Source organism: Acinetobacter tianfuensis (assembly GCF_003611465.1).
GTDB lineage: Bacteria > Pseudomonadota > Gammaproteobacteria > Pseudomonadales > Moraxellaceae > Acinetobacter > Acinetobacter tianfuensis.
Window position 1 is genome coordinate 1 of the sequence record NZ_RAXV01000007.1, and the last position, 22609, is coordinate 22609.

The following is a 22609-nucleotide window of genomic DNA, read 5'->3' on the forward strand; positions in this document are numbered from 1 at the left end:
ACATCACCAATATTCACAGGATCTTTAGCTGACAGCCACCAGCCTTTTTGTGCAATATCATCATCATTGCTGCCCAGCCATTTAATTGCCTGCTTTTGCAAACTTAATGACATAGCAGAATCAATTGGCAAGTTATGGATTAAGCCCAATGATTGATTTAAGGTAAGATCAGCAGTAATGCCTTTGATTTTACCGCTCATATAAACGTTTTCAAATTTAGAGCCCGTTGGCGCAAGCAAGCATGCAAACAAACTGCAATCTGTCACAGTAGCAGTGACTTTACCGCCCAGCGCAATAACTCCAGTCGGATAACCTGTTACAGGATCATAGGTAACTTGGCCTGCACCTGGATAATTGCTTTTATCATCGCCCAGCAAAATATCCGGCACATTTACCCTTGAAACTAAGGTGACTTGCTTCATACGTGTACCGTTCACAACAATCGCAGGCGTGGTAAACGGATTATTGTTAATATCAGGTATATTAAAACCGCCAGCTGTGGTCTTAAAATCAACTTCCGCCAAACCGCCTAAACCCAACGCCTGCAATCGGCCATTTACAGACAAATTGCCATATTGATTTGTGCCATATAAATTATAGCGAGTCCCTGCTGTACTCGCTAAGCCCTTAATTGTGCCGCTGCTGTCAGACTGAACCTTCATGTAGCCAGACAGGCTGTTGATGCCATTGGGTTTAGAGGAGTTTTCTGTCCCCGTTGTCAGTAAACCTTTAACTTTATCAGCACTTAAGCGAAAACCGACGACTTCCCGCGTTGAAGCGCTATTCGGATTTTTCACAGCAAATTCAATAAAAGGATTGGTCAATTTTGCAGAAGAAGATGCACGGCCATCCGCAGTTGCGCTTTGACCGCTCAAACTGAGATTATCAATATCAATATCACAGCCGCCTGCGCCATTTGCACCGCCGCAGCCCAGCTTTAAGCTTTTCACATTAATATTCATATCCATTTCAGCATTCATGCCTAATTTATAAAAACCGATATTTTCAGCTTTCATTTGTGCATTGGTTTGCGAAGGATCGGTAACCGTTAAGTTTAATAAAGCTTGTCCATTGATATTTGAAAGTTCTTGCTCTTCTATTTGGGTCAAGCCCTCTGCCGCCTGTACAGAAGTGAAGGTACAAATAGCAAGAGCGACTGCAAGCGCCGTTTTATTCATTCTGGCTTATCCTTATCTATTCTTATGTACCGCTTTCCTAAGCGGATTAATGAGAAAATTAAAGCAAGCAATCACTCAAATTAAAATATCTTTTTGTGACATGATTCTCTATTTATTGGCTAAAAATGCCATTTTAAGCAATAAAAAAAGCCAAAGGAATATCAATTCTTTTGGCTTTTCAATAATTTATATATGAAATATAAACTAACATTTTTGTAAATTGCAGCGCTTTATTTCATTTTACCCAGCAATTCCGCAATATGCTGGCCAAACCAAATTGCCGTCTGCAAATCACCGTCAGGCGGCGTTTGCTCTACAGGCGCATTATCAGACTGTGTCATTAAACCCAAGAAACTGGACATACGGTTTAAATCAGCAGCAGTACGTCCTGTCGGCATTAACGGCAAACCCGTCCAAAGCATGCCGTGCTGCATTGCAAATAAATTAATCTGCTGCAAAACTGCCAGCTTATCACCGCTTAAACCGCCGCCATTGGTAAATGCAGCAGCCAATTTACCCTGCCATGTACGCGCCAGCCAGCGCTTTGAAGACTGCTCCATAAACAGCTTCAAACCAGAAGTCAGATTTCCCATGTATGTTGGACAGCCAAATACGATGGCATCTGCGGCATCTAAGGCATCCCAATCCAGATGATCAATATCCATAAGATGGACTTGCACACCTGTTTTTTTCGCCCCCTGAGCAATGCAATCCGCAACCTTAGCGGTGTGTCCATAAGGGCTGTGATAAACGATAGCGAGAGATTGATGAGACAAAGTCATAACAAAGAGAAGCCAGTAGATTCAGTGAAGTTTAACATTTTCAAGCAATAAACACGAATGTCGCCATACGTCCAGTTTGCGCATTACGGCGGTATGAAAAATACGCTTCTGGCTGGCTGTAAGAACATTGATCACCGCCAGTCACGACTTCTACACCCTGCTCACGCAATATATAACGGGCAATTGCATACAGGTCAGCATAATGTTTGCCTTCTTTTTCACCGGCCTTAAATGCACTTTCCAGTGCAGGATATTTACTGCAAAAAGCATCTTTTACTTCAGCGCCAATTTCAAAGCAACGCTGACTGATGGCGGCACCCAGCCACGCCCATGCAGGCGGATTCTGCATCGCAGCAACCGTATTTTCAATAATGCCATTGGCAAGGCCGCGCCATCCCGCATGCAAGTTGGCCACTTCCGTACCCGCTGCATCACCCAACACGACAGGCAAGCAATCAGCAGTCATCATCATCAAAGCATGGCCTTGACGCTGTGTCACCAGCCCGTCACCTTCTGGTGCTGTAAATGGCATTTCTGCATTCATGGTGTGGCAAATGGTGCTGTGGGTCTGTGTCATCCATGTGATTTTATCAACACCATAAGATGAAAACTCCTGCAGCAATGCCATACGGTGCCGCTGCACACGCGAAGCCTCATCATTGACATGCAATGCCAAATTAAAACCTTGCAGCGCATCATTTTGCGCAGGCAAGGCCTGTTCATGCTGAACCCGTGTTTGACCTGCATAAACACCTTTAGGCAATCCCTGAACAAATTGCATGTCATTTCCCTTCAATCATAGAACTGTAACAGCGAACATCATTTATATGCATAGGGCAGCACTACGCTGCCCATGCACAGAGTGTGAAATGAAAAACTTAGTACGCTTTGTTTTCTGTACGAAGCACTTCAACCAAATTTGTAAAATCTTCTGGCCATGGCGCTTCAAACAGCATTTCTTCTTTAGTGCGCGGATGCACAAGGCCCAGCTTGGCAGCATGCAGCGCCTGACGTCTAAAGCCGCGCAATGTATCTTCTAACAATACAGATGCGCCCGCGGGCAAACGTACACGCGGCACGTACACCTGATCACCGATCAAACCATGACCGATATAGTTAAAATGCACACGGATCTGATGGGTGCGGCCAGTTTCCAAACGCGCCTGCACACGGGTAAAGTTTTGGAAGCGCTCTTTCACATTATAGTGTGTTACCGCGTCTTTACCGCCCGGAAGCACAGCCATTTTCACACGGTCAACTGGATGGCGCTTAATCGGCTGATCGACTGTGCCGCCAGCAATAATGTTGCCGTATACGACTAAATCGTAAACACGGTAAACACTTTTTTTCTCCAGCTGTTTGCTTAAAGCGAACTGTGTTTCCAAATTTTTAGCCACAACCAGCAAGCCAGAAGTGTCTTTATCGATACGGTGAACAAGACCTGCACGCGCCAGCTCAACTGACTTTGGATAATGGAACAGCAGCGCATTGACTAAAGTGCCCGTCACGTTGCCCGCACCTGGATGCACAACCATGCCGACTGGCTTATTAATGACAACAATATCATCATCTTCATAGATAATATTGAGCGGAATATTTTCTGGCAAACTGCGGGTTTGCGCCTCTAATTCAACGTCTAAGCTCAGTGATTCTGTGCCTTCACATTTAAATTTAGGCTTCACTGCAGCGCCGTCTACCAGTAAATTTCCATCTTTGATCCACTGTTTCAGCTTCTCACGTGAAAACTCAGTCCAGACAGCTGCGGCGACTTGGTCGATACGCTGTCCCAGATAGCTTTCATCCAATTGAAATTGCAACGATAAACGTGTTGCAGTTGAGTCTGAAGTATGGTTATCTGCATCCTCAGAATCTTCAAGTAAATTGAAATCAGTTTCAGGGACAGTAGAATTGGAAGATTGTGCTTGACTCATTTGCTCATTCAGACAAAAGTGATTTAATAGTGCAATTGTAGCTCATTGCCCGTATTAACAGAGGAATTTTTATGTCGCTACCACATTATAAAATGACAATGCTTGCGCTAACGATTGGCATTGCATCGGCAATGGTAGGCTGCAGCAGCAATCCAAAAAAAGAAGTCGTAGATACAGGCCCTCAATCGAGTGAGCAAGTTTATATAGAAAAAGCACAAAAAGCGCTAGAGCGCCATCAATATACAGACGCATCTAAGCACTTGGAAGCATTAGAAACTTATTACCCGACCAGCAGCCATGCAACGCAAGCGCAGCTGGAATTGCTGTATGTAAAATTTCAGCAAAAAGACTTTGAAGGCGCTATTGCGCTGGCTGACCGTTTTATCCGTTTAAACCCGCAGCACCCAAATGCTGACTATGCATACTATGTGCGCGGTGTTTCCAATATGGAACAAAATTACAACGGTTTGCTGCGCTATACCTCATTGAAGCAGTCTCACCGTGATGTCAGCTATCTGAAAGTTGCTTATCAGAACTTTGTCGATTTCATCCGCCGCTACCCGTCAAGCGAATATGCAGTAGATGCAGCGCAGCGCATGAAGTTTATTGGTCAAGAACTTGCTGAAAGTGAAATGAATGCTGCCCGCTTCAACATCAAACGTAAAGCATACTTAGCTGCCGTTGAACGTTCGCTTTGGGTTATTGAACACTATCCGCAAACACCGCAAATTCCAGAAGCGCTGGCAACTGCCGCTTATGGCTATGACAAGCTAGGCGACAAAGCAACGTCACAGCAATATATCGGCATCTTAAAGCTGAACTATCCTGAACTGGTAAAATCTGACGGCACCGTAAATATGCGCGCTGCCCGCAGTGACGGCAGCTTCCTGAACCGCGCGACTTTAGGTATTTTCGGTACAGAAGCCCGCACTCACTCTGAGCAAGATGTGAAAACCGAATCTTCTGATTCAGAAGAACGCAGCCTGACCAACCGCTTGAGTTTTGGCTTATTAGACCGTCCAAAGACTGAATCTGCAGAGATTCCGCAGCCAACTGAATAAAAGCGCCTGTTTAGGTCGATTTTTTCCAAAGGGCAAGTTATCATACTTGCCCTTTTTGCATGTTCAGGCTGAAGTATTTAACAGCTTGATTTGAACGCGCATCACACTGTATAAAAGATATGCGCCTGCAATTTTTAACAAGGCTCATAGCAACTGCAGTCAAACAAATGCTTTAACTTTCAGTTCATAAGACAATTTTTAAGATTACATCGGCAACCGCATGGCTATTCCTCAACACACGATTGATCAAATCCTAGATCGCACCGATATTGTCGATGTGATTGGTCAATTCGTGAAATTGAAAAAGACTGGCCGCACTTATTCAGGCTGCTGCCCTTTCCATCAAGAAAAGTCACCGTCTTTTCACGTTTACCGCGACAAACAGTATTTTCACTGTTTTGGCTGTCAGGCCAATGGCAATGCGATCCGCTTTTTAATGGATATCGGCAGCCGCAACTTTGTCGAAGTCATGAAAGATTTGTCCAGCCAAACAGGCATTGAACTGCCTAAGGACAACCACGACTCCAATAAACTGAAATATAAACGTCAAGCCCCTGCAGCAAAACCTGCGCCAGCACCTGCTCAGCCTAAAGAAGCAGCTAAACAACAGCCTGCTGCCAATGCAGAAAACACCAATACACAAACAATGCCGCACACGGCGGACTTTGATCCTTTTGCAGAATTTTATCCGCAAGAAGATGCCTTTTACGGCAGTGACCCATTTTCAGGATTTGAGCAGTACACTGCGCCTGAAGAAGTCGCGCAAGACGGCAATTTATATGATTTGCTGGAAAATATAGCCCAATTTTATGAACATCAGCTGCCGCATAGCCAAACTGCGCAGCAATATTTTAAGCAGCGGGGCTTAACCGCAGAAACTGTCGCCTATTGGCGCTTAGGCTACGCACCCGAAGACTGGCAGCATTTGGAAAAAGCCTTTCCGCAAGATATTGAAGGCATCAAGCTGCTCGGGCTGATCCGCACCAATGACAAAGGCCGCAGTTTTGATCTGCTGCGTGACCGCGTGATTTTCCCGATCCGTGATGCCAAAGGCCGTGTCGTCGGTTTTGGCGGCCGTGCTTTAAACGATGAAATCAAGCCCAAATATATCAACTCGCCTGATTCTGAAGTGTTCCATAAAAACCAGCAGCTGTATGGTTTATATGAAGGCCGTAAGCAGAAAGCCAATGACTGGCTGATGGTTGAAGGCTATATGGACGTCATTGCGCTGCAGCAATATGGCGTCGCAGGTGCAGTAGCAACTTTAGGCACTGCCAGTAATACCGAACATCTCAATATTCTGTTTAATCAAAACGATAAAAAAAATAACCGCATTACTCTGGCCTTTGACGGCGATGCTGCAGGTCAAAAAGCAGCCCGCAGAACCTTAGAAATTGCGCTGCCGCTATTAACTGATGGCCGTGAACTGAAATTCTTTGTTCTGCCCAATGACCATGACCCAGACTCACTGATCCGCCGCGAAGGGATTGAAAATTTTAGACGCCTGCTGGATACCTCGCCGCTGCTGTCTGAATTTGTCTTTGCCCAGCTGACCCGTGAACAAGATATTGCTTCACCAGAAGGCAAAAGTCAGGTTATGGGTGAGCTGCGCCAGCTCACCGAATTACTGCCGCCAAAAGGCTCATACCGCTATTTATTGCAGCAATATTTCCGTGAAAAATTAGGTTTTAACCGTAAATGGCAGCCTCAAGTCAATACCGATGCCTCCCTCAGTTTCAGCACTAAAATTGATGCTGAGGAATATGTCATTGCGATTTTGATGAATCACCCTTACTTATATATTCACTTTGAACCGCTGCGCGCGCTCGTACCGCAAGATCAGCTGCTGTTTAAAGTACTGAATATTTTTAATGTAATTTTTGATGATTTGCCAGATGATCCAGAGCTGTCCAGTTACTATGCGCTCGGCGCCTGTGCAGCGCATCACCATGAACTTGCGCAAATTCTGCAGCAAGCCAATGTCAGTGATTACACATCTTCCCCTGAACAAGCCGATAAATTGGCATCAGACTACGCAACCAAATTGAGCTATCACTTCCTCAAGCTAAAGCTGAAATCAAAAAAATTCGGCAGTATTGAAGAAATGCGTAATTTAAAACATCAAATTTATGAAATTGATAAAAAACGCTCTATGACGCTATTAGATGATTAAGAAATAAAAAATTCGTGATTCAGCAAAATCTGCAATATTGTTTAATATTAAAAATTTAAACCCGTATTAACGTTTGGCTTTACGGCGTTTCAGCGCTGTTTCAGCAAGACTTTCCTGCATCATTTCAAAGTATGCAGGATCTTCTGCTGCCGCAGCTTGACGCAGCAGCACTGATGTTGGGTGCAATAATTTTTGTGTTAAACGATGTGACATTTCCTGCAAAATTTTGGCAGCATCACCGCCCTTTTGCACTTGCTGCAGCGCCAAAGCCAATTCTTGCTGTCTCAGCTCTTCACCCTGTTCACGGTAAGCATGAATGGTTTTACCTGCCAAATTGACTTTTTGCTGTGTCACCAATTCAGTGGCAAGCTGGTTCACCATAATTTCAGCTTCAACGGCAGCTTGACGGCGCTGTGCAAGATTTTCATCAATCACCGTTTGCAGGTCATCGACGCCATATAAATATACGCCATCCAGACTTTCGACTTTGGCTTCAATGTCACGCGGCACAGCCAAGTCCACCAATAGCATCTGCTTATAGCGGCGTTTTTTCAAAGCCGTTTTTACATCTGCAAAATGAATGACTTGATGCAAGCTGCCCGTACAGCTGGAAATGACATCAGCACGGTGTAAATGATCCGCCAGCTGATCAAAGTCAATAATTTCAACGTCTGCACGGTGTGCAATTTCTTGCGCCAGCGCTTCTGCACGGCTGCGGGTACGGTTGCAAATAATAATTTTGCCGACACCCATTTCCGCTAAATGCTTTGCCACCAAGCTATTCATCTCACCTGCAGCGACAATCATAACCGTCAGCTGCTCAGGTTTACTGAATACTTGCAGCGCCAGCTGAGCAACAGCATAGCCCATAGACACCGCATGGCTGCCGACTGCAGTTTCCGAGCGCACCCGCTTGGCTGCATAAAAGGCATATTCAAAAATTCGGTTTAAATCGGGTGAAACTGTTTCAGCCTCTTTCGCTAAGGACAACGCTGTTTTAACCTGCCCCAAAATCTGAGGCTCGCCCAGCATTAAAGAGTCTAGGCCGCTGGCAACCCGCATCAAATGCGTCACTGCCTGCGCATCTTCATAACGGTAGATATGATTTGAAAGCTGCTGAGGAGAAATATGATTTGATCGGGCGAGCCAGTCCAATACCATGTCTGAATTTTCAGACATCGCATAGACTTCTGTTCGATTGCATGTAGAAACCACCACCATGTCATTCAAATTGGCGGCATGGCTTTGCTGAGCAAGCAGCGCGCTTAACTTTTCAGGGTTAAATGCAATTTGCTCGCGCAGTTCTACAGAAGCGGTTTGATGGTTGACACCCAATGCAAAGAAAGACATATCAGATCATCATTTCACTAAATTTATGCTATTGTGCAACAACGGTGTCATAAAAAGCATTACTTGGATCAAGAAAAATTGCGTCAAACAAATAGCCGAATCAGCGGCGCGACAATAAAGCAGTATTCTACCACATTCTTGCTGCTCGGTAGCATAACTTCTAGCGCACATCTGCGGGCAGCTGGGGAAGTTTATCACGCCAGTTCAAATTATGATGCAATAAAACAAAGCATGATTGCAGAGTTTGCTTTGGCTTATGATGACATCCCTACGGCCTTGCACAACTACACAGTGCTCGCCATTAAAAGCAAATCAACAGCAGTCAAACAAAGGGCTTTAAATGTTGCCATCGAACATGATGACATGCGCTCTGCCCTTGATATTGCGACATTTTGGGTCGTTCAAGAGCCTGAAGATGTGCCGGCAATGTTCTATTTAGCGCATATTGCGCTCAAAACCCATGAATATGATTTAGCTGCAGAAACACTGGATAAAATTTTAAACATTGACCCGAATGCAGATTTTGAGCAAATCTTGGCAGGCATTTCCCCTGAATCGCCAGAAGACAGAGACTTCCTTATCAGTACACTGCGCGCCAGTAAAGAAAGTCAAAACCCGTCTATTTTAGTGCTCATTGCAGGTCTGGAAGCGCAGAATAACCAGCTGAACAGCGCACTGGAAACCATAGGAAAAGCACTTAAAAAACGTCCAAAAACCACGGGCTACATTTTAATGAAAGCCAATTTGCTGAATGCGCTAGGCGATAATGAAGCCACGGCAAAATGGTATGCCAAATCAAGTAAAAAACACCGCAGCAACTTAGAAATCCGTTTGGCTGAAGTAAAATATTTAATTAAAATCAATGAGTCAGAACAAGCTTTAGACAAACTTGAAGATATTTTGCATAAATGGCCAAAGGCTGAAGAAGCGCTTTTTATCGCAGGGCTGACCAGTATTGACTTAGAACAATACGAACGTGCTGAACGCTATTTGGTGGAACTGCGCTATTCATCACAATACCAAAACGAAGCTTACTATTATCTGGCCGTCAATGCCGAACGAAAACAGCATTTTGAGACAGCTAAAGCATATTACCGTTTGGTAGACGGCAGCCTGTATACCGTGTCTAGACGCAATATGATCAGTATTTTTGCGCAGCAGGATAAATTGCCTGATGCTCTGCGGTTCTTAACACAAGAACGGGTCAATTATCCGCAGCACGCCAGCTTCTTATATTTGGCGCAGTCCGATATTTTAAAGCGCATGAATAATCATAAAGCCGCAATCCGCCTCTTGGATGAAGCCACTAAAAACCTGCCTGACGACCCAGAACTGATTTATGCCGAAGTTCTGCTGCTAGACCCCTATCAGGACCGAGACAAACTGGACCGCCTGCTGAAACAGCTGCTGAACTTAGAGCCAAACAGTCCGACTTATCTAAATGCTTATGCTTATACACTGGCCATGCAAAACAGGCGCTTAGATGAAGCGCGAAGCTATGTAGAGCACGCTTTAGAATATGCCCCAGAACAAGCCTCTATTTTAGACACTCTAGGCTATATTTGTTTCTTACAAAATGATTTTGCCATGTCTGCTCAAGTGCTTGAAAAAGCATATGCTTTAAGCAGCAGCGCCAATATCGGCACCCGCTATGCAAAGGCCGTATTTATGCAAGGCGATTTATCTAAATTCAACCAAGTGTTACAGCAGCTTAAAGAAAAACATCCAAATGATCCTCAATTGGAACAGCTCAATTCGCTATTATTACCGCAGCATTTCAAAAAGAGTTAATTCCGCATGATGCGTCAGATCTCCAAATTCAGTCTTTCATTATTAGCTTTAAGCAGCTTAGCGCTCACTGGCTGCCAGCAATTCAGCAAACCGCAGCTGCCGCCAAGCCCAATGCAAACAGCACCTGAAGAAATTAATCAATTTGCCTTACAGGGTAAAATTGGCGTGCGCACGCCGCAGCAATCTGGCAGCGCATTTTTTACATGGCAGCAAGAGCAAGACGAATTCGACATCGAACTTAGCGGTATTTTAGGTGTCGGTAAAACCCAAATTACAGGCCGTCCCGGTCAAGTTACGCTAAACAGCGCTAAAACAGGGGAGATCACAGCAGCCACCCCCGAAGAACTATTAAAAAGAGCAACGGGATGGAATGCGCCAATCACCCATCTTGTCCAATGGGTTCAAGCTAAGCCAGCAACTGCCAAAGCCCAGATCAGCCAAGATGAGTCAGGCCGCCCCGTACAAATTTTAGAAGATGAGTGGAATGTCCAGCTCAGCTATGCAGAGCAAGCCAAACTGCCAAACAAGCTGATTTTAAAACAAGCGCTTGAAAATAGCGCGGAAAACCGTATTACAATGGTTATTCAAAACCGCTAACTTATAATGCATATGATTCGTGTCCCGTCCCCTGCCAAATTAAACCTGTTTTTGCATATTACTGGCCGCCGCACAAACGGCTACCACGAATTGCAAAGCATTTTTCAGCTGATTGATTTGTACGACTGGCTGGAATTCAGCCAAACAGATTCAAATCAAATACAAATTGAAGGCATTGAGACAGTCGATTTAGAACAGAACCTGATTTTTAAAGCTGCAGAAAAGCTTAAACCCTATGCCAAAACTGCATCAACCGGCTTAACTATACGCATTGAAAAAAATATTCCCATGGGTGCCGGCCTTGGCGGCGGCTCATCAAATGCAGCCACAGCCCTGCTGATTTTAAATCAGCTTTGGCAATGCGGTTTAAATAATGAGCAGCTAGCCAAGCTTGGTGTACAGCTTGGCGCCGATGTTCCTATCTTTATTCATGGCAGAAATGCATGGGCAGAAGGTATTGGTGAACACTTAACATTCATAGATTTAGCTCAAAAACAGTTCATTGTGCTAAAACCTGACTGTTTTATCAGCACTCAACTGCTTTTTTCACAAAAAACGTTGACAAGAGACACGAAGCCTACTAAATTTTGCGCCTATCAGCTAACGCCATCCAATTTTGGAAACAACTTTGAGCCACTCGCTAGAAGCTTATATCCAGAAGTAGATGAAGCAATGAAGTACTTAGATCAATTCGGTACTGCAAAGCTTACGGGTACAGGTGCTTGTGTGTTTGTTGAAGTGACTTCTGATATGAATGTGAAAGACATTTTAAGCGGGTCGCCATGTAGTTCCTACTTGGTAAATAGCTTGAATGAATCTCCGCTGAATCATATCAAAGTTTGATAGGGGTATCGCCAAGTGGTAAGGCACCGGGTTTTGATCTCGGCATCCGTTGGTTCGAATCCAGCTACCCCTGCCATTAACTCACCTGTAACAGATGTACTGTATTAGGGGTATCGCCAAGTGGTAAGGCACCGGGTTTTGATCTCGGCATCCGTTGGTTCGAATCCAGCTACCCCTGCCATTTTACAGTCTCATCTCGCTAGGGGTATCGCCAAGTGGTAAGGCACCGGGTTTTGATCTCGGCATCCGTTGGTTCGAATCCAGCTACCCCTGCCATTTTCTCAAAAAAGACAGAGCAATGTTTACGTCAACATTTGTTAAATAAGATTGACAAATTAACGTAAAAATATTAAAGTTCTGCCGCATTAGGGGTATCGCCAAGTGGTAAGGCACCGGGTTTTGATCTCGGCATCCGTTGGTTCGAATCCAGCTACCCCTGCCATCTAATTTCAAATCTGCCAACCGCCAAGGGTGCTTCATGCCCAATCTTGTCGTTTTTAGTGGAACAGCGCATCCACAATTCGCCCAAAAAGTCGTTAGCCATTTGCACATCCCTCTGGGAGCTGCAGCTGTAGGTAAATTTTCTGACGGTGAAATCACTGTCGAAATTACCGAAAATGTGCGTGGTAAAGACGTATTTATCGTACAGCCTACTTGTGCCCCTACCAATGATAACCTGATGGAAATCTTGGTAATGGCTGATGCTTTGCGTCGTGCAAGTGCTGGCCGTATCACCGCCGTGATTCCTTACTTTGGCTATGCTCGTCAAGACCGTCGCCCTCGTTCAACCCGTGTACCTATTACTGCAAAAGTTGTCGCAGATATGCTGACAACTGTCGGTATCGACCGCGTTGTAATGATCGACCTTCATGCTGACCAAATCCAAGGTTTCTTCGATATCCCTGTAGACAATATCTACGGTACCCCTGCTTTGCTTGCTGACTTACGTCAACAATCACACGACAACCTAATGGTTGTTTCGCCAGACGTTGGCGGTGTGGTTCGCGCACGTGCGGTTGCAAAACAAATGGGTGATATTGACCTTGCAATCATTGATAAACGCCGTCAAAAAGCAAATGAATCACAAGTGATGCATTTGATTGGCGATGTTAAAGGCCGTGACTGTGTCATCGTCGATGATATGGTTGATACTGCTGGTACGCTATGCAAAGCTGCTGATGCACTGAAAACTTTTGGTGCGCGCAAAGTTGTTGCATATGCAACTCACCCAGTATTATCAGGCAAGGCGCTTGAGAACCTTAAAAATTCTGTCATTGATGAATTGGTTGTTACCGACACCATTCCTCTTTCAGAAGAAGCTCTAGCTCTTGGCAAGATTCGCCAAGTTTCAGTAGCAAGTATGGTTGCTGAAACAATTCGTCGTATTAACAACGAAGAATCTATTAGCGCAATGTTCGATTCTTATCTATAATATAGCGCTGAATTTCCAAAGCCCTGCCATTTGGCGGGGCTTTTACTCACTAGACTGGTCGCAAGTCTAGTTCATTTAAAACTTAAATAGGATGTCTATCATGGCAAACTTCGTATTAAACGCAGCAGCACGTGAAGAAGCAGTTCAAGGGAAAGGTGCGAGCCGCCGCCTTCGTCTTCAAGCTAAAGTTCCAGCAATCATCTACGGCGGCGAAGCTGCTCCAGTAGCGGTTACTTTAGAGCTTCGTCAACTTGTTAAGGCGCTTGAAAACAACGCATTCTTCGAAGAAGTTGTTGAAATCAACATCGATGGTAAAGTTGAAAGCGTTAAAATCCAAGCTTTACAGCGTCACCCAGCTAAAAACACGCCAATGCACGCTGACTTCAAACGCGCATAAGTGTTAATGGTGTAAATTAGTGTCAAACATTTCACTGATTGTAGGTTTGGGCAACCCTGGTAAAGAGTATGCCCAAACCCGCCATAATGCAGGCTTTTGGTTCGTAGAACGCATTGCCGAAGCATATGGCATTTCCCTAAAAGCAGACCCGAAGTTCAATGGAATCAGCGGTCGCGGCAATATTGAAGGTCAAGACGTTCGTCTGCTATTGCCAACAACCTTTATGAACCTTTCCGGTAAAAGTGTTGTCCCCTTCGCAAAATTCTATCAAGTTGCTCCTGAAGCAATGCTCATCGCACATGATGAACTGGATATGAATCCCGGCGTCATCCGCTTAAAAACAGGCGGCGGTCACGGCGGTCATAACGGTTTGCGTGATATTGTTCCTCATACTGGCCCCAATTTCCATCGTTTGCGTATCGGCATTGGTCACCCAGGTTCTAAAGACCGTGTATCTGGACATGTATTGGGCAAAGCGCCAAGCAGTGAGCAAGGTTTAATGGATGATGCTATCGCTCATGCTATTGCGCGCACTAAATTACTGGTGAACGGCGATATACAGCAAGCCATGAACCAAATCAATGCTTACAAATAGAACTGATAAACCCATAAATTGTTGAACAATGCTTCTTGCCATGCTGCGTATTTCAGAGCAAAATGCGCATGCTTGACTGTTGATCCAGCAAGTAACTCGTTGATTCAACCATAAGATTAAACTCTTAGGTCCACTAAGGAGACGCTAGTCATGCTATCTCGTTTATTAAAAGCAAAAATCCACCGTTGTGTTGTTACACAAGCAGAATTACATTATGAAGGTTCTTGTGCAATTGACGGCATTCTTTTGGATTTAGCAGGTATCCGCGAATATGAAGAAATTCATATGTGGAACGTGACTAACGGCAAGCGTTTTACAACGTATGCAATCCGCGGTGAAGAAGGTTCAGGCATTATTTCTGTCAATGGCGGCGCTGCCCTTCAAGCTGATGTTGGCGACCTGATGATTATTGCTACATTTGGCGACTTCACTGAAGCTGAAGCCAATGCCCACAAGCCGCGCCTTGTATATGCAAACCCAAATAACACTGTAAACCACACAGCGAACTGCATTCCAGTTCAAGTGGCTTAATTGCAGTCAAAAAGAAACCCGCAGCATGCGGGTTTTTTTATGCGCCAATTTTTCAGTCAAACCAATCTATTTAAAAGCTGGATTTCCATCCTGCCAACGCTGCTGTGTTTCACAATTCAAGCTTTTCAATTGAGTATCAGTTAATCGATACAAAATCGCTTGTCCAGTATCTATAACTTTAAACTCCGCAAATTTGGCATGGCTATAACAGTCCGCTAACCCTTCAGCAAATAAATAACTGGTTGTTACTGGATAAAAGCTGCTGCTATGCGGCAGATGCTTTAACAAGATTGGCACCCACTCCTTTGCATCCGCACGATCAGCCACATGAAAGCGGGTTTCTGAAACAATATTCAGCTCATTTAACTTCACATATGCTTTTGAACGTTTAGCATCTGGTATTGGGCCGCGAATATGCATCTCATAACGCAAAGCCATATAGTCGCCTTGCAATAGTGAACGCGGATCTACAGGCTGTAAAGAAACAAATACACTTTGACCGCGCTGAAGCGTATTCTCATTACTCAGAATCAATAAGTTAAATAACCCAATTGACAATATCACCAGCAGCACAGGCATCCTCTTAACTAACTTTTGCATACCTTCGCCTCCTGCGAACTTAATTTCTTCAGCCATCCAGCTAAACCGAGAACCGCAAGTCCTGAACCAAAAATCGTGATACTTTTATGCAAAAATGTCATATCTAAACTGTAATACAGCAGCCAAAGCATTAAACATAGAGCCACTATGCTAAGCACATAGATAAACGCATGCTTATAAAAAAGCGCCCATGCCAGTACAAGTAAACCAAGAAAGATCTCAAAATAGCCAAAAACACATAAGACTGCAGAAAAAGCAAACCAAAGCAGCAATTGTGTTAGCGGAAGAATATGTGCATAAACCTTATAAAAGCTGGCCCACCAAAAGATAAACAGCAATCCCGTCCCCCATACAGGGATAACCGCAGCACTGGCGGAGTGTGTTGAAAAAGCATCAAGCAGCAGCATAAGCGAGCCTTGCCCAATAAGAATCATAAATAGGCTCGACAAAAGCAGCGCCGTTCTATATTTAAAATCAATCCATTGCAGTACAAATAAAATCACTGCATATAGAAAATAATGCCCGATGCTCCATAACCAGCTAAATCCGTCCCGACTCAGCCCCCACTCATGGACAGCGTAAAATAGGCTCAGCAGCAGCATGCCATATGCAGATAAAAACTGTAAAAACAGCAGCCACGGAGATAACTTATACAGATAGCAAGAGATAATCAGCGGCAGCATGACCAGCATAGCGGCAACAGGGTTTTCAAACATGCCCAAAAGCCCGCCATACAATCCTAGCTGTGCAAAAATCAAAATACAGTAATACAGCTGCTTCATGAAATAGCCATAATCATTGCGCTTAAGAAGATATAGCGCGAATGGGAAGGCCAATAGCCCTGAAACAAATACCCCTTCTGCAGAGCGGAAAATACCTATGACAAATGCAGCCAACAGCAAGCCAGACAGCCACGCGCCAATAAACAGCGGAATATAGCCAAAATTTGATGCTGGAAATAAACTTAGAATTATTTTGGTCAATACGCCAAAAATACCCAGACTCATGACCACCAGCAGCAATAAGCCAAATGACGCTAAATTGAGATGATCAAGCACACCATAAGCAATCCAAATCAGCAGATTAATGCCAGCCGCCGCACTAAGCATACTGACGGTTAAAGCATTTTTCTGCCAATATTCATAAGCAGTTACCGCCATCAGCGGCAAAAATGCAGCAATAAAAAAAACAAAAGAATATTCATTCTCTGCAACATATTGGACCATACTGACAATGGACCAAAAGCAAATCCAAAGCGTAAAATATTTATTGAGATGAATATAGAACCGCTTTGCATACAGCCAAAGCAATAACAGCCATACATAAACCGAAATGTTTAACTGCCATTCACTGAAACCAAGCTGAGTATTTAGCAGCATCAGACTTAAAAAGCCCGTAATACTCAACAGTATGATTATTCCTGTATTTTTGCGGTATAGCCAAGGCAGCAACAGTAAGCTCCAAAGCAAAAAAAGCAAATAACTGTCCGTGCCAGCTTGATACACCTGTCCAATTACAGCCAAACTTAAACCAAGCATTAAGCCGTAAACCGTATGCAAAGTTTGAACCGCCGCCTGTGACTGTACAAAAAATATGCTTGCAGAAGCAGACAGAAGTAAAAACAGCTGCGGAACAGCAAGCTGAATCTCCTTAGGCAGCATCCACCAATTAGCAGCAAGCAAATACAGTACACTCACCGCAATCAAAGCCAAGCCGACACTGTATAAATGCCGGCGGTAAGCAGGCTGATTTAAAATATTTTCACTCATGGAAAATTATGCCTCTATAAATTTATTGTCATTTTTCTTAAATGCTTTTGTCACCATTTTATCGGTATGAGCCATTTAAAAACACAGCCTCATAATGAATATTTTTTAATCAAAAATATAATGCTTTGCATTGTTTATTCTATTTATAGAACTGAAGCTTCTAATGATGATCCTGTTTTTTTTATGTATTAAAGTCTATACTAAAGCCACATCGCTTCAGGGCGGGGTGCAATTCCCCACCGGTGGTAATTTGGACTGACGTTTAAGATCCAACAGCCCACGAGCTCATTACATTCTTTGTAATGAGCAGATTTGGTGAAATGCCAAAGCCGACGGTATAGTCCGGATGAAAGAAGACGACGTCACCGTTTTTTATCTCAATATTTGGGATATTCAGTTACGCCCCCTATTTCTCATGTCCTGAAATGTTCAACCGTATGTCTTTTTTACGAGAGCGTTTCAATGTCTAGCTTAATACAACCCGAAATTTTCTTTTCCGCACTCGCGCCAGCTGAACAGCGCATCAAACAAGCGCTTAAAGACATCCGCCAAGGCAAACCTGTTTTGGTCATGGATGATTTTGACCGTGAAAATGAAGCAGATCTTATTGTTGCTGCCGAAACACTCACTGTAGAAACCATGGCGCGCATGATCCGTGACGGTTCAGGGATTGTCTGCCTATGCCTTACAGATGAGCTGGCTGACCACCTTGAGCTTCCGCCTATGGTGCAAGACAACTCCAGTCAATTTAAAACTGCGTTCACCATTACCATTGAAGCTGCTGAAGGCGTAACAACTGGTGTCTCAGCTCAAGACCGCACCACAACTGTTCAAGCCGCCATTAAGGATGGCGCTGCAGCCAGTGACCTAAACCGCCCCGGCCATGTTTTTCCGCTGCGCGCCAGAACAGGCGGTGTATTAACCCGCCGCGGCCACACCGAGGGCACAATTGATTTAGCACGTTTAGCTGGATTAAAACCAGCTGGTGTTTTATGTGAACTGACCAATCCTGACGGCACAATGGCCTCGGGCATTCAGGTACTGGCTTATGCGCAAACGCATCATTTAACCGTGCTTACGATTGAGGAAATTGTGCAATATCGTCAAACACATGGTATTTAAAATACTTTAGGTTAATCAGATTTAGAATCTGCATTTAATACAGCCCCTTATGCAGCACATTCGGGGCTGTATTTTTTGAAAAAGCTTCCAAAAAGATTTAAAAAAATACAATCTATTGATTTACATAATATTTATGATTTATCTTACCCTAATGATGTTCAATAGCCATAAATAGTTGATTCTATTTATTATCTCGCATCATTTCAAACTTTAAACTTAAACCGTATAAATGCCATATGCTGCAACCAACAATAAAACCGCACCGCAAACTACAAGTAATTTTGCATAAAAGCATTAGTATAAGAAGACTGATATCCAAATCAGCTTTAATTCCTGTAAACTGCGGAAAGAACGATACAAAGAAAAGATATCTTTAGGATTTGAAATACCAACCAAAAACCCTTGTTTAAAGCCGCCTTTAACAGCACTGAAAACTGCTGACATCGGCGCTGCCTGAGCAGCTTCTTTTCAAATTTGCAGCCCAATATAGCCAATATAAACACAGCCAAATATTTTGATCAGATCGAGGCCACTGATCATTTACCTTCAATACACCCTTCAGCATCAATACTGAAAGCAATATCAGCACCAATGAAGCCAAATTTAGTACCCAATATCGTTTGCAGCCCCCTTATAGCCGCCATTTAACCCTGCACTGACCACAGCAGCATGACAGGACCGGTGTTGCAATCATAATAACTACAGCAGCCTTCCCAGAACGCTCACGCTCTTCACGCTCCTGCAGCATCTAAAAAATAGAAATAAAAAAGAGGACTTTCAGTCCTCTTCACTCATTTGAATCAAACGGCTGCTGATGCTGTCCGCTCTTAAAAAAGCTAAATCATAACTGGCTGTCGCCAAAGCCAATACACGGCGCTCAAACTCTTGCCAAAGCGGCCGCACTTGTTTGTAATGAATACCCAGACCGCTGTCATCGGTAAAATGGCGGTTTTTTTCACATAACTTCAAGGCATGATAAAGCTTACGGCCTTTTGAGGCATCAGGACGCAAACGCACCCGCTTCGACAGTACAAAAATTTCAACATGATGCAAATCAGCAAAAGGCAGCATCGGCACCAAAATCTGATCCAGCTGCGCATCTAGACGGCGCCAAACAGCACTGTGCTGTGCTGCTGTATAAGTATTCCAGTTAATAACTTCGTGGTTAAAACGGCGGCAGCCCCGGCAGACCGAGTCACCAAACACCGTAGAACAGCGCCCTGCACATGGCGTTAATGAAGCAATTCGACGGTCATTATTCAAAACAGGCTCCTGCATCGGCTGAACTGAAGCCCAGACGCAGCTTCAGCAGGTAGGCGAAGAATATACACGCACTTTAAGCCGAATAGAAGCCATCAAGCCCTGTTGTTTTACTCGCTTATTCAAACAATACGCGTTAAAATATGCGCCTTTCAAAATTCCTATTTTTATTTTCTATTTGGAGTACTCCATGAACGCTACTGTAGAACAGCTTGCACCTGTAGAACAGCAAGCGACCTCTGGTTGGGTTGTTGCCGCGCTATATCAATTTAAAGAAGTTCAAGACGCAGCTGCGTTAAAAGAACGCCTATTAGATTTAGTCGGCTCGATCAATTTGTGCGGTACTCTGATTGTTGCGGATGAAGGTATTAACGGTACTGTAGCGGGCGACCGCGCAGCAGTGGATGCTGTACATCAGTTTCTCTTAGACGAAGGCTTTACGTCTATGGAATATAAAGAATCGTACAGTTCGGAAAAACCTTTCCGTAAAATGAAAATTAAACTGAAAAAAGAAATCGTAACACTAGGCGTAGAAGTGAAGCCGCGTGATTTAGTGGGCCACTACTTAGACCCTAAAGAATGGAACGACTTAATTGCGCGTGATGACGTGATTTTAATTGATACGCGTAATGACTACGAATACAAAGCCGGTACATTTAAAGGCGCGATTGACCCGAAAACTGAAAGCTTCCGTGAATTTCCAGACTACGTAAAAAAAGAGCTGGAACAGCATAAAGATAAAAAAATCGCAATGTTCTGTACGGGCGGTATCCGCTGTGAAAAATCAACTTCTTTATTGCTTCAAGAAGGTTTTAATGAAGTTTATCACCTCAAAGGCGGCATTCTTAAGTACTTGGAAGAAACACCTGCTGACCAAAGCATGTGGGAAGGTGAATGTTTCGTATTTGACGGCCGTACAGCGGTAACTCACGGCATGGAAGAAGGCGCGAATATTAAGTGTCACGCTTGCGGCTGGCCGCTGCTTCCTGCAGAAGTCGAATTGCCTAGCTATGAGCATGGCGTGTCTTGCGTATATTGCATTGACAACACAACAGAGAAACAAAAAGAAGGCTTCCGCATGCGCCAATCGCAAATTTTAGCGGCAAAACGTAAACGTCTATAATTTTAAATACAGAGCTCATCCAAATGAACTCTGCATAAATAAAAAAGCTTGCAGGAGTACCGCTCCGCAGGCTTTTTTTTATGCCGGAAAATCAGGATCAATGACTCACGCTCAATACCCTAGACAATTGAAAATACAGTCTTTAGCGCTGTAAATTTTGTAACAGATATTAAGCTTGCTTTACCTCCAGCTGATTCCGCATTAGCATCAAACCCCTTCTCTGCACTACCTTGCTGAGCACCGAATGAACTTAACAGAATGGATCCTATCCATCATGGAGCAGCTGGGTTATTTTGGCATTGCCCTGCTGATGTTTTTAGACAATGTCTTTCCGCCTATTCCATCAGAAATTATTATGCCTTCAGCGGGCTATGCGGCATCTCAAGGCCAGCTGCAGCTGCTTGGTGTCATCATTGCCGGCAGCATTGGCTCACTGCTGGCTGCGGCGGTACTTTACTGGATTGGCTACAAGTTCAATCATGACAGCATCTTCCGCTGTGTAGACAAATATGGAAAATATTTATTTATCAAATCTGAAGATGTCAAAAAATCGCTTCACTGGTTTGAACAATATGGACACAGGATTGTATTTTTTGGCCGCATGATTCCTGCTGTGCGCTCGCTCATCAGTATTCCAGCAGGCATGAGCCGCATGCCTTTTTGGAAGTTTATGCTTTATAGCGGTCTAGGTACGGTTATTTGGACGACTTTTCTGGCCTGTGTCGGATTTTATTTTGGCGAAAATCAAGCGCTCATGCATCAAATTTTCAGCCAAGTCGGTTATGTCATCATTGCAATTGTCATTGCAGTCATCCTTTGGGCACTATACCGCCGCCAGCAGCGCAAGCGCCGCGCAGGCCAAGATCATAAAATCGATTAAATTTTAATGCTGCGCCCGCTTTTATCATCTAGAATAATAAAGAGGCAAGCTTTTATCCTAAATATCAAAAATATAAAGCCTTTACTAAACATCTTAATATTAATCACTGACAACAATCGAAATCTGAATCCTTATGAAAAAATACATTACTTATTTTTCGATCGTGTACCTCATCGTCATGGCTGTTCTTGCTGTCATTATCAGCTACTTTGACCTGCCGAGCAGTACTTCTGTCGCATGCCTATTGGCCGCAGGCTATGCAGCAGCCGGCAAATTTGTACAGGATCATGAACGTGTGCCCGATGCTCAAGAAAAGAAACAGCTTATTTGGGGCTGTTTAGGGGCCTCTATTGCAATCAGCATCTGCGTTTCTATCATCTTTTTGCTCATCGCATTTCAATCTCTTTCCTTTCTCAGCATGCTTAGCGCAGTACCGCTCTGGATCATAGTTCTAGCCATTGCCTTCACTGTGCTGATTCATTATTTTATTTTGGCTATGAGTTTTGGCTGGTACGCAAACAGCTGCCTGAAAGGCCTGCAAAAACGGAACAAACGCAAATCATAAAACTGCATCAGAATCTGCTAACCCAGCCATAAGCATGCAGGCATAAAAAAAGCACCTCAAAAGGTGCTTTTTTTATAGGCGCTGAATTATTCTGGTGTGTGATACATCAAATACAATTCATTTAAGTTTTCTGGAATTTCCTCAGCCAGCTCATCCATCAGCTGACCGTTGCGGCGGAAAGTTTCCATTTGCGGATCTTCTTCATCCACACCGCTGAATACCATGATCGGCAAAGTCAAATCAACCAATTGCTCTTCGTACTCAGGCGCAAACCATGCGTCTTCATTTAAGAACATTGCATCAACAAAACCGACACTCCAGTCACCTAAACTTGATTCAACGTCAGCTTCTTCAATTTCAAAAGGGAAAGTAATCCCCTCTTCATTTGCAAGGTTTTGACGGATTGAGTCCAGCCAAGCTTGGATTTGTGCAATCATTTCTGCAGGCACTTTCTTTTGATTGCCTTCAAACAGCTCATTCAGCCATTTATCAAATGCTGGACCAACCGCAATTGCGCACAGGAAACCATGAGTCGCTGCAAAATCCAGACCATACTCATTCTGATCACCGTCTAGGTATTCGCTTAACAGGTCTAAATCTAAAGCACTCATTTCACATCCACAAACATA

Annotated in this window: 22 protein-coding genes, 4 tRNA genes, 1 pseudogene and 1 riboswitch; of the genes and pseudogenes, 17 read left to right on the forward strand and 10 right to left on the reverse strand. The window is 43.9% G+C overall.

Going from position 1 to position 22609, the window contains the following annotated elements; translation table 11 throughout:
• From D7V32_RS04625 to rluD, 4 genes are all read right to left on the reverse strand, one after another.
• Window positions 1-1178: hypothetical protein (locus D7V32_RS04625; RefSeq protein ID WP_120401747.1), on the reverse strand; the 1178-nt coding region annotated here is incomplete at its 3' end.
• A 230-nt stretch (window positions 1179-1408) separates the two neighbouring features.
• The gene (locus D7V32_RS04630; protein ID WP_120401748.1) at window positions 1409-1960 is read right to left on the reverse strand and encodes a flavodoxin family protein; all 552 of its coding nucleotides are present in this window, start codon (window positions 1958-1960) and stop codon (window positions 1409-1411) included.
• A gap of 40 nt (window positions 1961-2000) precedes the next feature.
• Window positions 2001-2741 carry a peptidoglycan editing factor PgeF gene (gene pgeF / locus D7V32_RS04635; protein ID WP_120401749.1) on the reverse strand — a complete coding sequence of 247 codons (741 nt, stop codon included), beginning with the start codon at window positions 2739-2741 and terminating at the stop codon, window positions 2001-2003.
• A 97-nt stretch (window positions 2742-2838) separates the two neighbouring features.
• Window positions 2839-3891, reverse strand: coding sequence for a 23S rRNA pseudouridine(1911/1915/1917) synthase RluD (gene rluD / locus D7V32_RS04640; RefSeq protein WP_120401750.1), 1053 nt, complete (start codon window positions 3889-3891; stop codon window positions 2839-2841).
• A gap of 71 nt (window positions 3892-3962) precedes the next feature.
• Between rluD and D7V32_RS04645 the strand changes: the two genes are divergently transcribed.
• Complete coding sequence (locus D7V32_RS04645; protein WP_120401751.1) at window positions 3963-4952, forward strand: outer membrane protein assembly factor BamD; 990 nt, start codon at window positions 3963-3965, stop codon at window positions 4950-4952.
• A gap of 220 nt (window positions 4953-5172) precedes the next feature.
• Entirely contained in the window at window positions 5173-7125 is a 1953-nt protein-coding gene (locus D7V32_RS04650) for a DNA primase (RefSeq protein ID WP_120401752.1), read from the forward strand.
• A gap of 66 nt (window positions 7126-7191) precedes the next feature.
• Here the strand turns inward: D7V32_RS04650 and hemA are convergent, their stop codons facing one another.
• Window positions 7192-8475 (reverse strand): glutamyl-tRNA reductase, encoded by a 1284-nt coding sequence (hemA, locus tag D7V32_RS04655; protein WP_120401753.1) that lies wholly within the window; start codon window positions 8473-8475, stop codon window positions 7192-7194.
• 78 nt (window positions 8476-8553) lie between these two features.
• On the opposite strand from hemA, the gene D7V32_RS04660 reads away from it, so the two are divergent.
• From D7V32_RS04660 to panD, 11 genes are all read left to right on the forward strand, one after another.
• Window positions 8554-10266, forward strand: coding sequence for a tetratricopeptide repeat protein (locus D7V32_RS04660; protein WP_120401826.1), 1713 nt, complete (start codon window positions 8554-8556; stop codon window positions 10264-10266).
• Between the two features lie 9 nt (window positions 10267-10275).
• Window positions 10276-10863 (forward strand): lipoprotein insertase outer membrane protein LolB, encoded by a 588-nt coding sequence (gene lolB, locus D7V32_RS04665; protein ID WP_120401827.1) that lies wholly within the window; start codon window positions 10276-10278, stop codon window positions 10861-10863.
• A gap of 12 nt (window positions 10864-10875) precedes the next feature.
• Window positions 10876-11706, forward strand: coding sequence for a 4-(cytidine 5'-diphospho)-2-C-methyl-D-erythritol kinase (ispE, locus tag D7V32_RS04670; RefSeq protein ID WP_120401828.1), 831 nt, complete (start codon window positions 10876-10878; stop codon window positions 11704-11706).
• A gap of 1 nt (window position 11707) precedes the next feature.
• Window positions 11708-11782: transfer RNA gene (locus D7V32_RS04675), tRNA-Gln, on the forward strand.
• Between the two features lie 30 nt (window positions 11783-11812).
• Window positions 11813-11887: transfer RNA gene (locus D7V32_RS04680), tRNA-Gln, on the forward strand.
• 20 nt (window positions 11888-11907) lie between these two features.
• Window positions 11908-11982, forward strand: a tRNA-Gln gene (locus D7V32_RS04685).
• 91 nt (window positions 11983-12073) lie between these two features.
• Window positions 12074-12148: transfer RNA gene (locus tag D7V32_RS04690), tRNA-Gln, on the forward strand.
• A gap of 36 nt (window positions 12149-12184) precedes the next feature.
• Complete coding sequence (locus D7V32_RS04695) at window positions 12185-13138, forward strand: ribose-phosphate pyrophosphokinase (protein WP_120401754.1); 954 nt, start codon at window positions 12185-12187, stop codon at window positions 13136-13138.
• Between the two features lie 100 nt (window positions 13139-13238).
• The gene (rplY, locus tag D7V32_RS04700) at window positions 13239-13535 is read left to right on the forward strand and encodes a 50S ribosomal protein L25 (protein ID WP_120401755.1); all 297 of its coding nucleotides are present in this window, start codon (window positions 13239-13241) and stop codon (window positions 13533-13535) included.
• A 19-nt stretch (window positions 13536-13554) separates the two neighbouring features.
• Complete coding sequence (gene pth, locus D7V32_RS04705; RefSeq protein ID WP_120401756.1) at window positions 13555-14130, forward strand: aminoacyl-tRNA hydrolase; 576 nt, start codon at window positions 13555-13557, stop codon at window positions 14128-14130.
• Window positions 14131-14280: 150 nt separating this feature from the next.
• Complete coding sequence (gene panD / locus D7V32_RS04710; protein ID WP_067668515.1) at window positions 14281-14661, forward strand: aspartate 1-decarboxylase; 381 nt, start codon at window positions 14281-14283, stop codon at window positions 14659-14661.
• Between the two features lie 66 nt (window positions 14662-14727).
• Here panD and D7V32_RS04715 read toward each other — a convergent pair whose 3' ends face one another.
• Complete coding sequence (locus tag D7V32_RS04715; RefSeq protein WP_171407580.1) at window positions 14728-15261, reverse strand: GDYXXLXY domain-containing protein; 534 nt, start codon at window positions 15259-15261, stop codon at window positions 14728-14730.
• On the reverse strand, window positions 15249-17030 hold the full coding sequence (locus tag D7V32_RS04720) for a DUF2157 domain-containing protein (protein ID WP_120401758.1): 1782 nt from the start codon (window positions 17028-17030) through the stop codon (window positions 15249-15251). The genes D7V32_RS04715 and D7V32_RS04720 overlap by 13 nt, the downstream gene beginning before the upstream one ends.
• A 209-nt stretch (window positions 17031-17239) precedes the next feature.
• Window positions 17240-17392: riboswitch (FMN riboswitch) on the forward strand.
• A gap of 100 nt (window positions 17393-17492) precedes the next feature.
• On the opposite strand from D7V32_RS04720, the gene ribB reads away from it, so the two are divergent.
• Window positions 17493-18152, forward strand: a complete 660-nt coding sequence (ribB, locus tag D7V32_RS04725) for a 3,4-dihydroxy-2-butanone-4-phosphate synthase (RefSeq protein WP_120401759.1) — start codon at window positions 17493-17495, stop codon at window positions 18150-18152.
• Window positions 18153-18368: 216 nt separating this feature from the next.
• Here ribB and D7V32_RS04730 read toward each other — a convergent pair.
• Window positions 18369-18900 (reverse strand): annotated as a pseudogene (locus D7V32_RS04730) (LysE family translocator).
• A 29-nt stretch (window positions 18901-18929) separates the two neighbouring features.
• Complete coding sequence (locus tag D7V32_RS04735) at window positions 18930-19415, reverse strand: DUF1289 domain-containing protein (RefSeq protein ID WP_120401829.1); 486 nt, start codon at window positions 19413-19415, stop codon at window positions 18930-18932.
• 187 nt (window positions 19416-19602) lie between these two features.
• Here D7V32_RS04735 and trhO point away from each other — a divergent pair, with 187 nt between their 5' ends.
• The 3 genes from trhO to D7V32_RS04750 all read left to right on the forward strand — a co-directional run bounded on the left by trhO (window position 19603) and on the right by D7V32_RS04750 (window position 21980).
• On the forward strand, window positions 19603-20535 hold the full coding sequence (trhO, locus tag D7V32_RS04740) for an oxygen-dependent tRNA uridine(34) hydroxylase TrhO (protein ID WP_120401760.1): 933 nt from the start codon (window positions 19603-19605) through the stop codon (window positions 20533-20535).
• A gap of 244 nt (window positions 20536-20779) precedes the next feature.
• The gene (locus D7V32_RS04745) at window positions 20780-21415 is read left to right on the forward strand and encodes a DedA family protein (RefSeq protein ID WP_120401761.1); all 636 of its coding nucleotides are present in this window, start codon (window positions 20780-20782) and stop codon (window positions 21413-21415) included.
• A gap of 133 nt (window positions 21416-21548) precedes the next feature.
• Window positions 21549-21980: an ABZJ_00895 family protein gene (locus D7V32_RS04750; protein ID WP_120401762.1), complete on the forward strand. Its 432-nt coding sequence runs from the start codon at window positions 21549-21551 to the stop codon at window positions 21978-21980.
• A gap of 86 nt (window positions 21981-22066) precedes the next feature.
• On the opposite strand, the gene D7V32_RS04755 is transcribed toward D7V32_RS04750, so the two are convergent.
• Window positions 22067-22591, reverse strand: a complete 525-nt coding sequence (locus D7V32_RS04755; RefSeq protein WP_120401763.1) for a YecA/YgfB family protein — start codon at window positions 22589-22591, stop codon at window positions 22067-22069.
• Window positions 22592-22609: the final 18 nt, after the last annotated feature.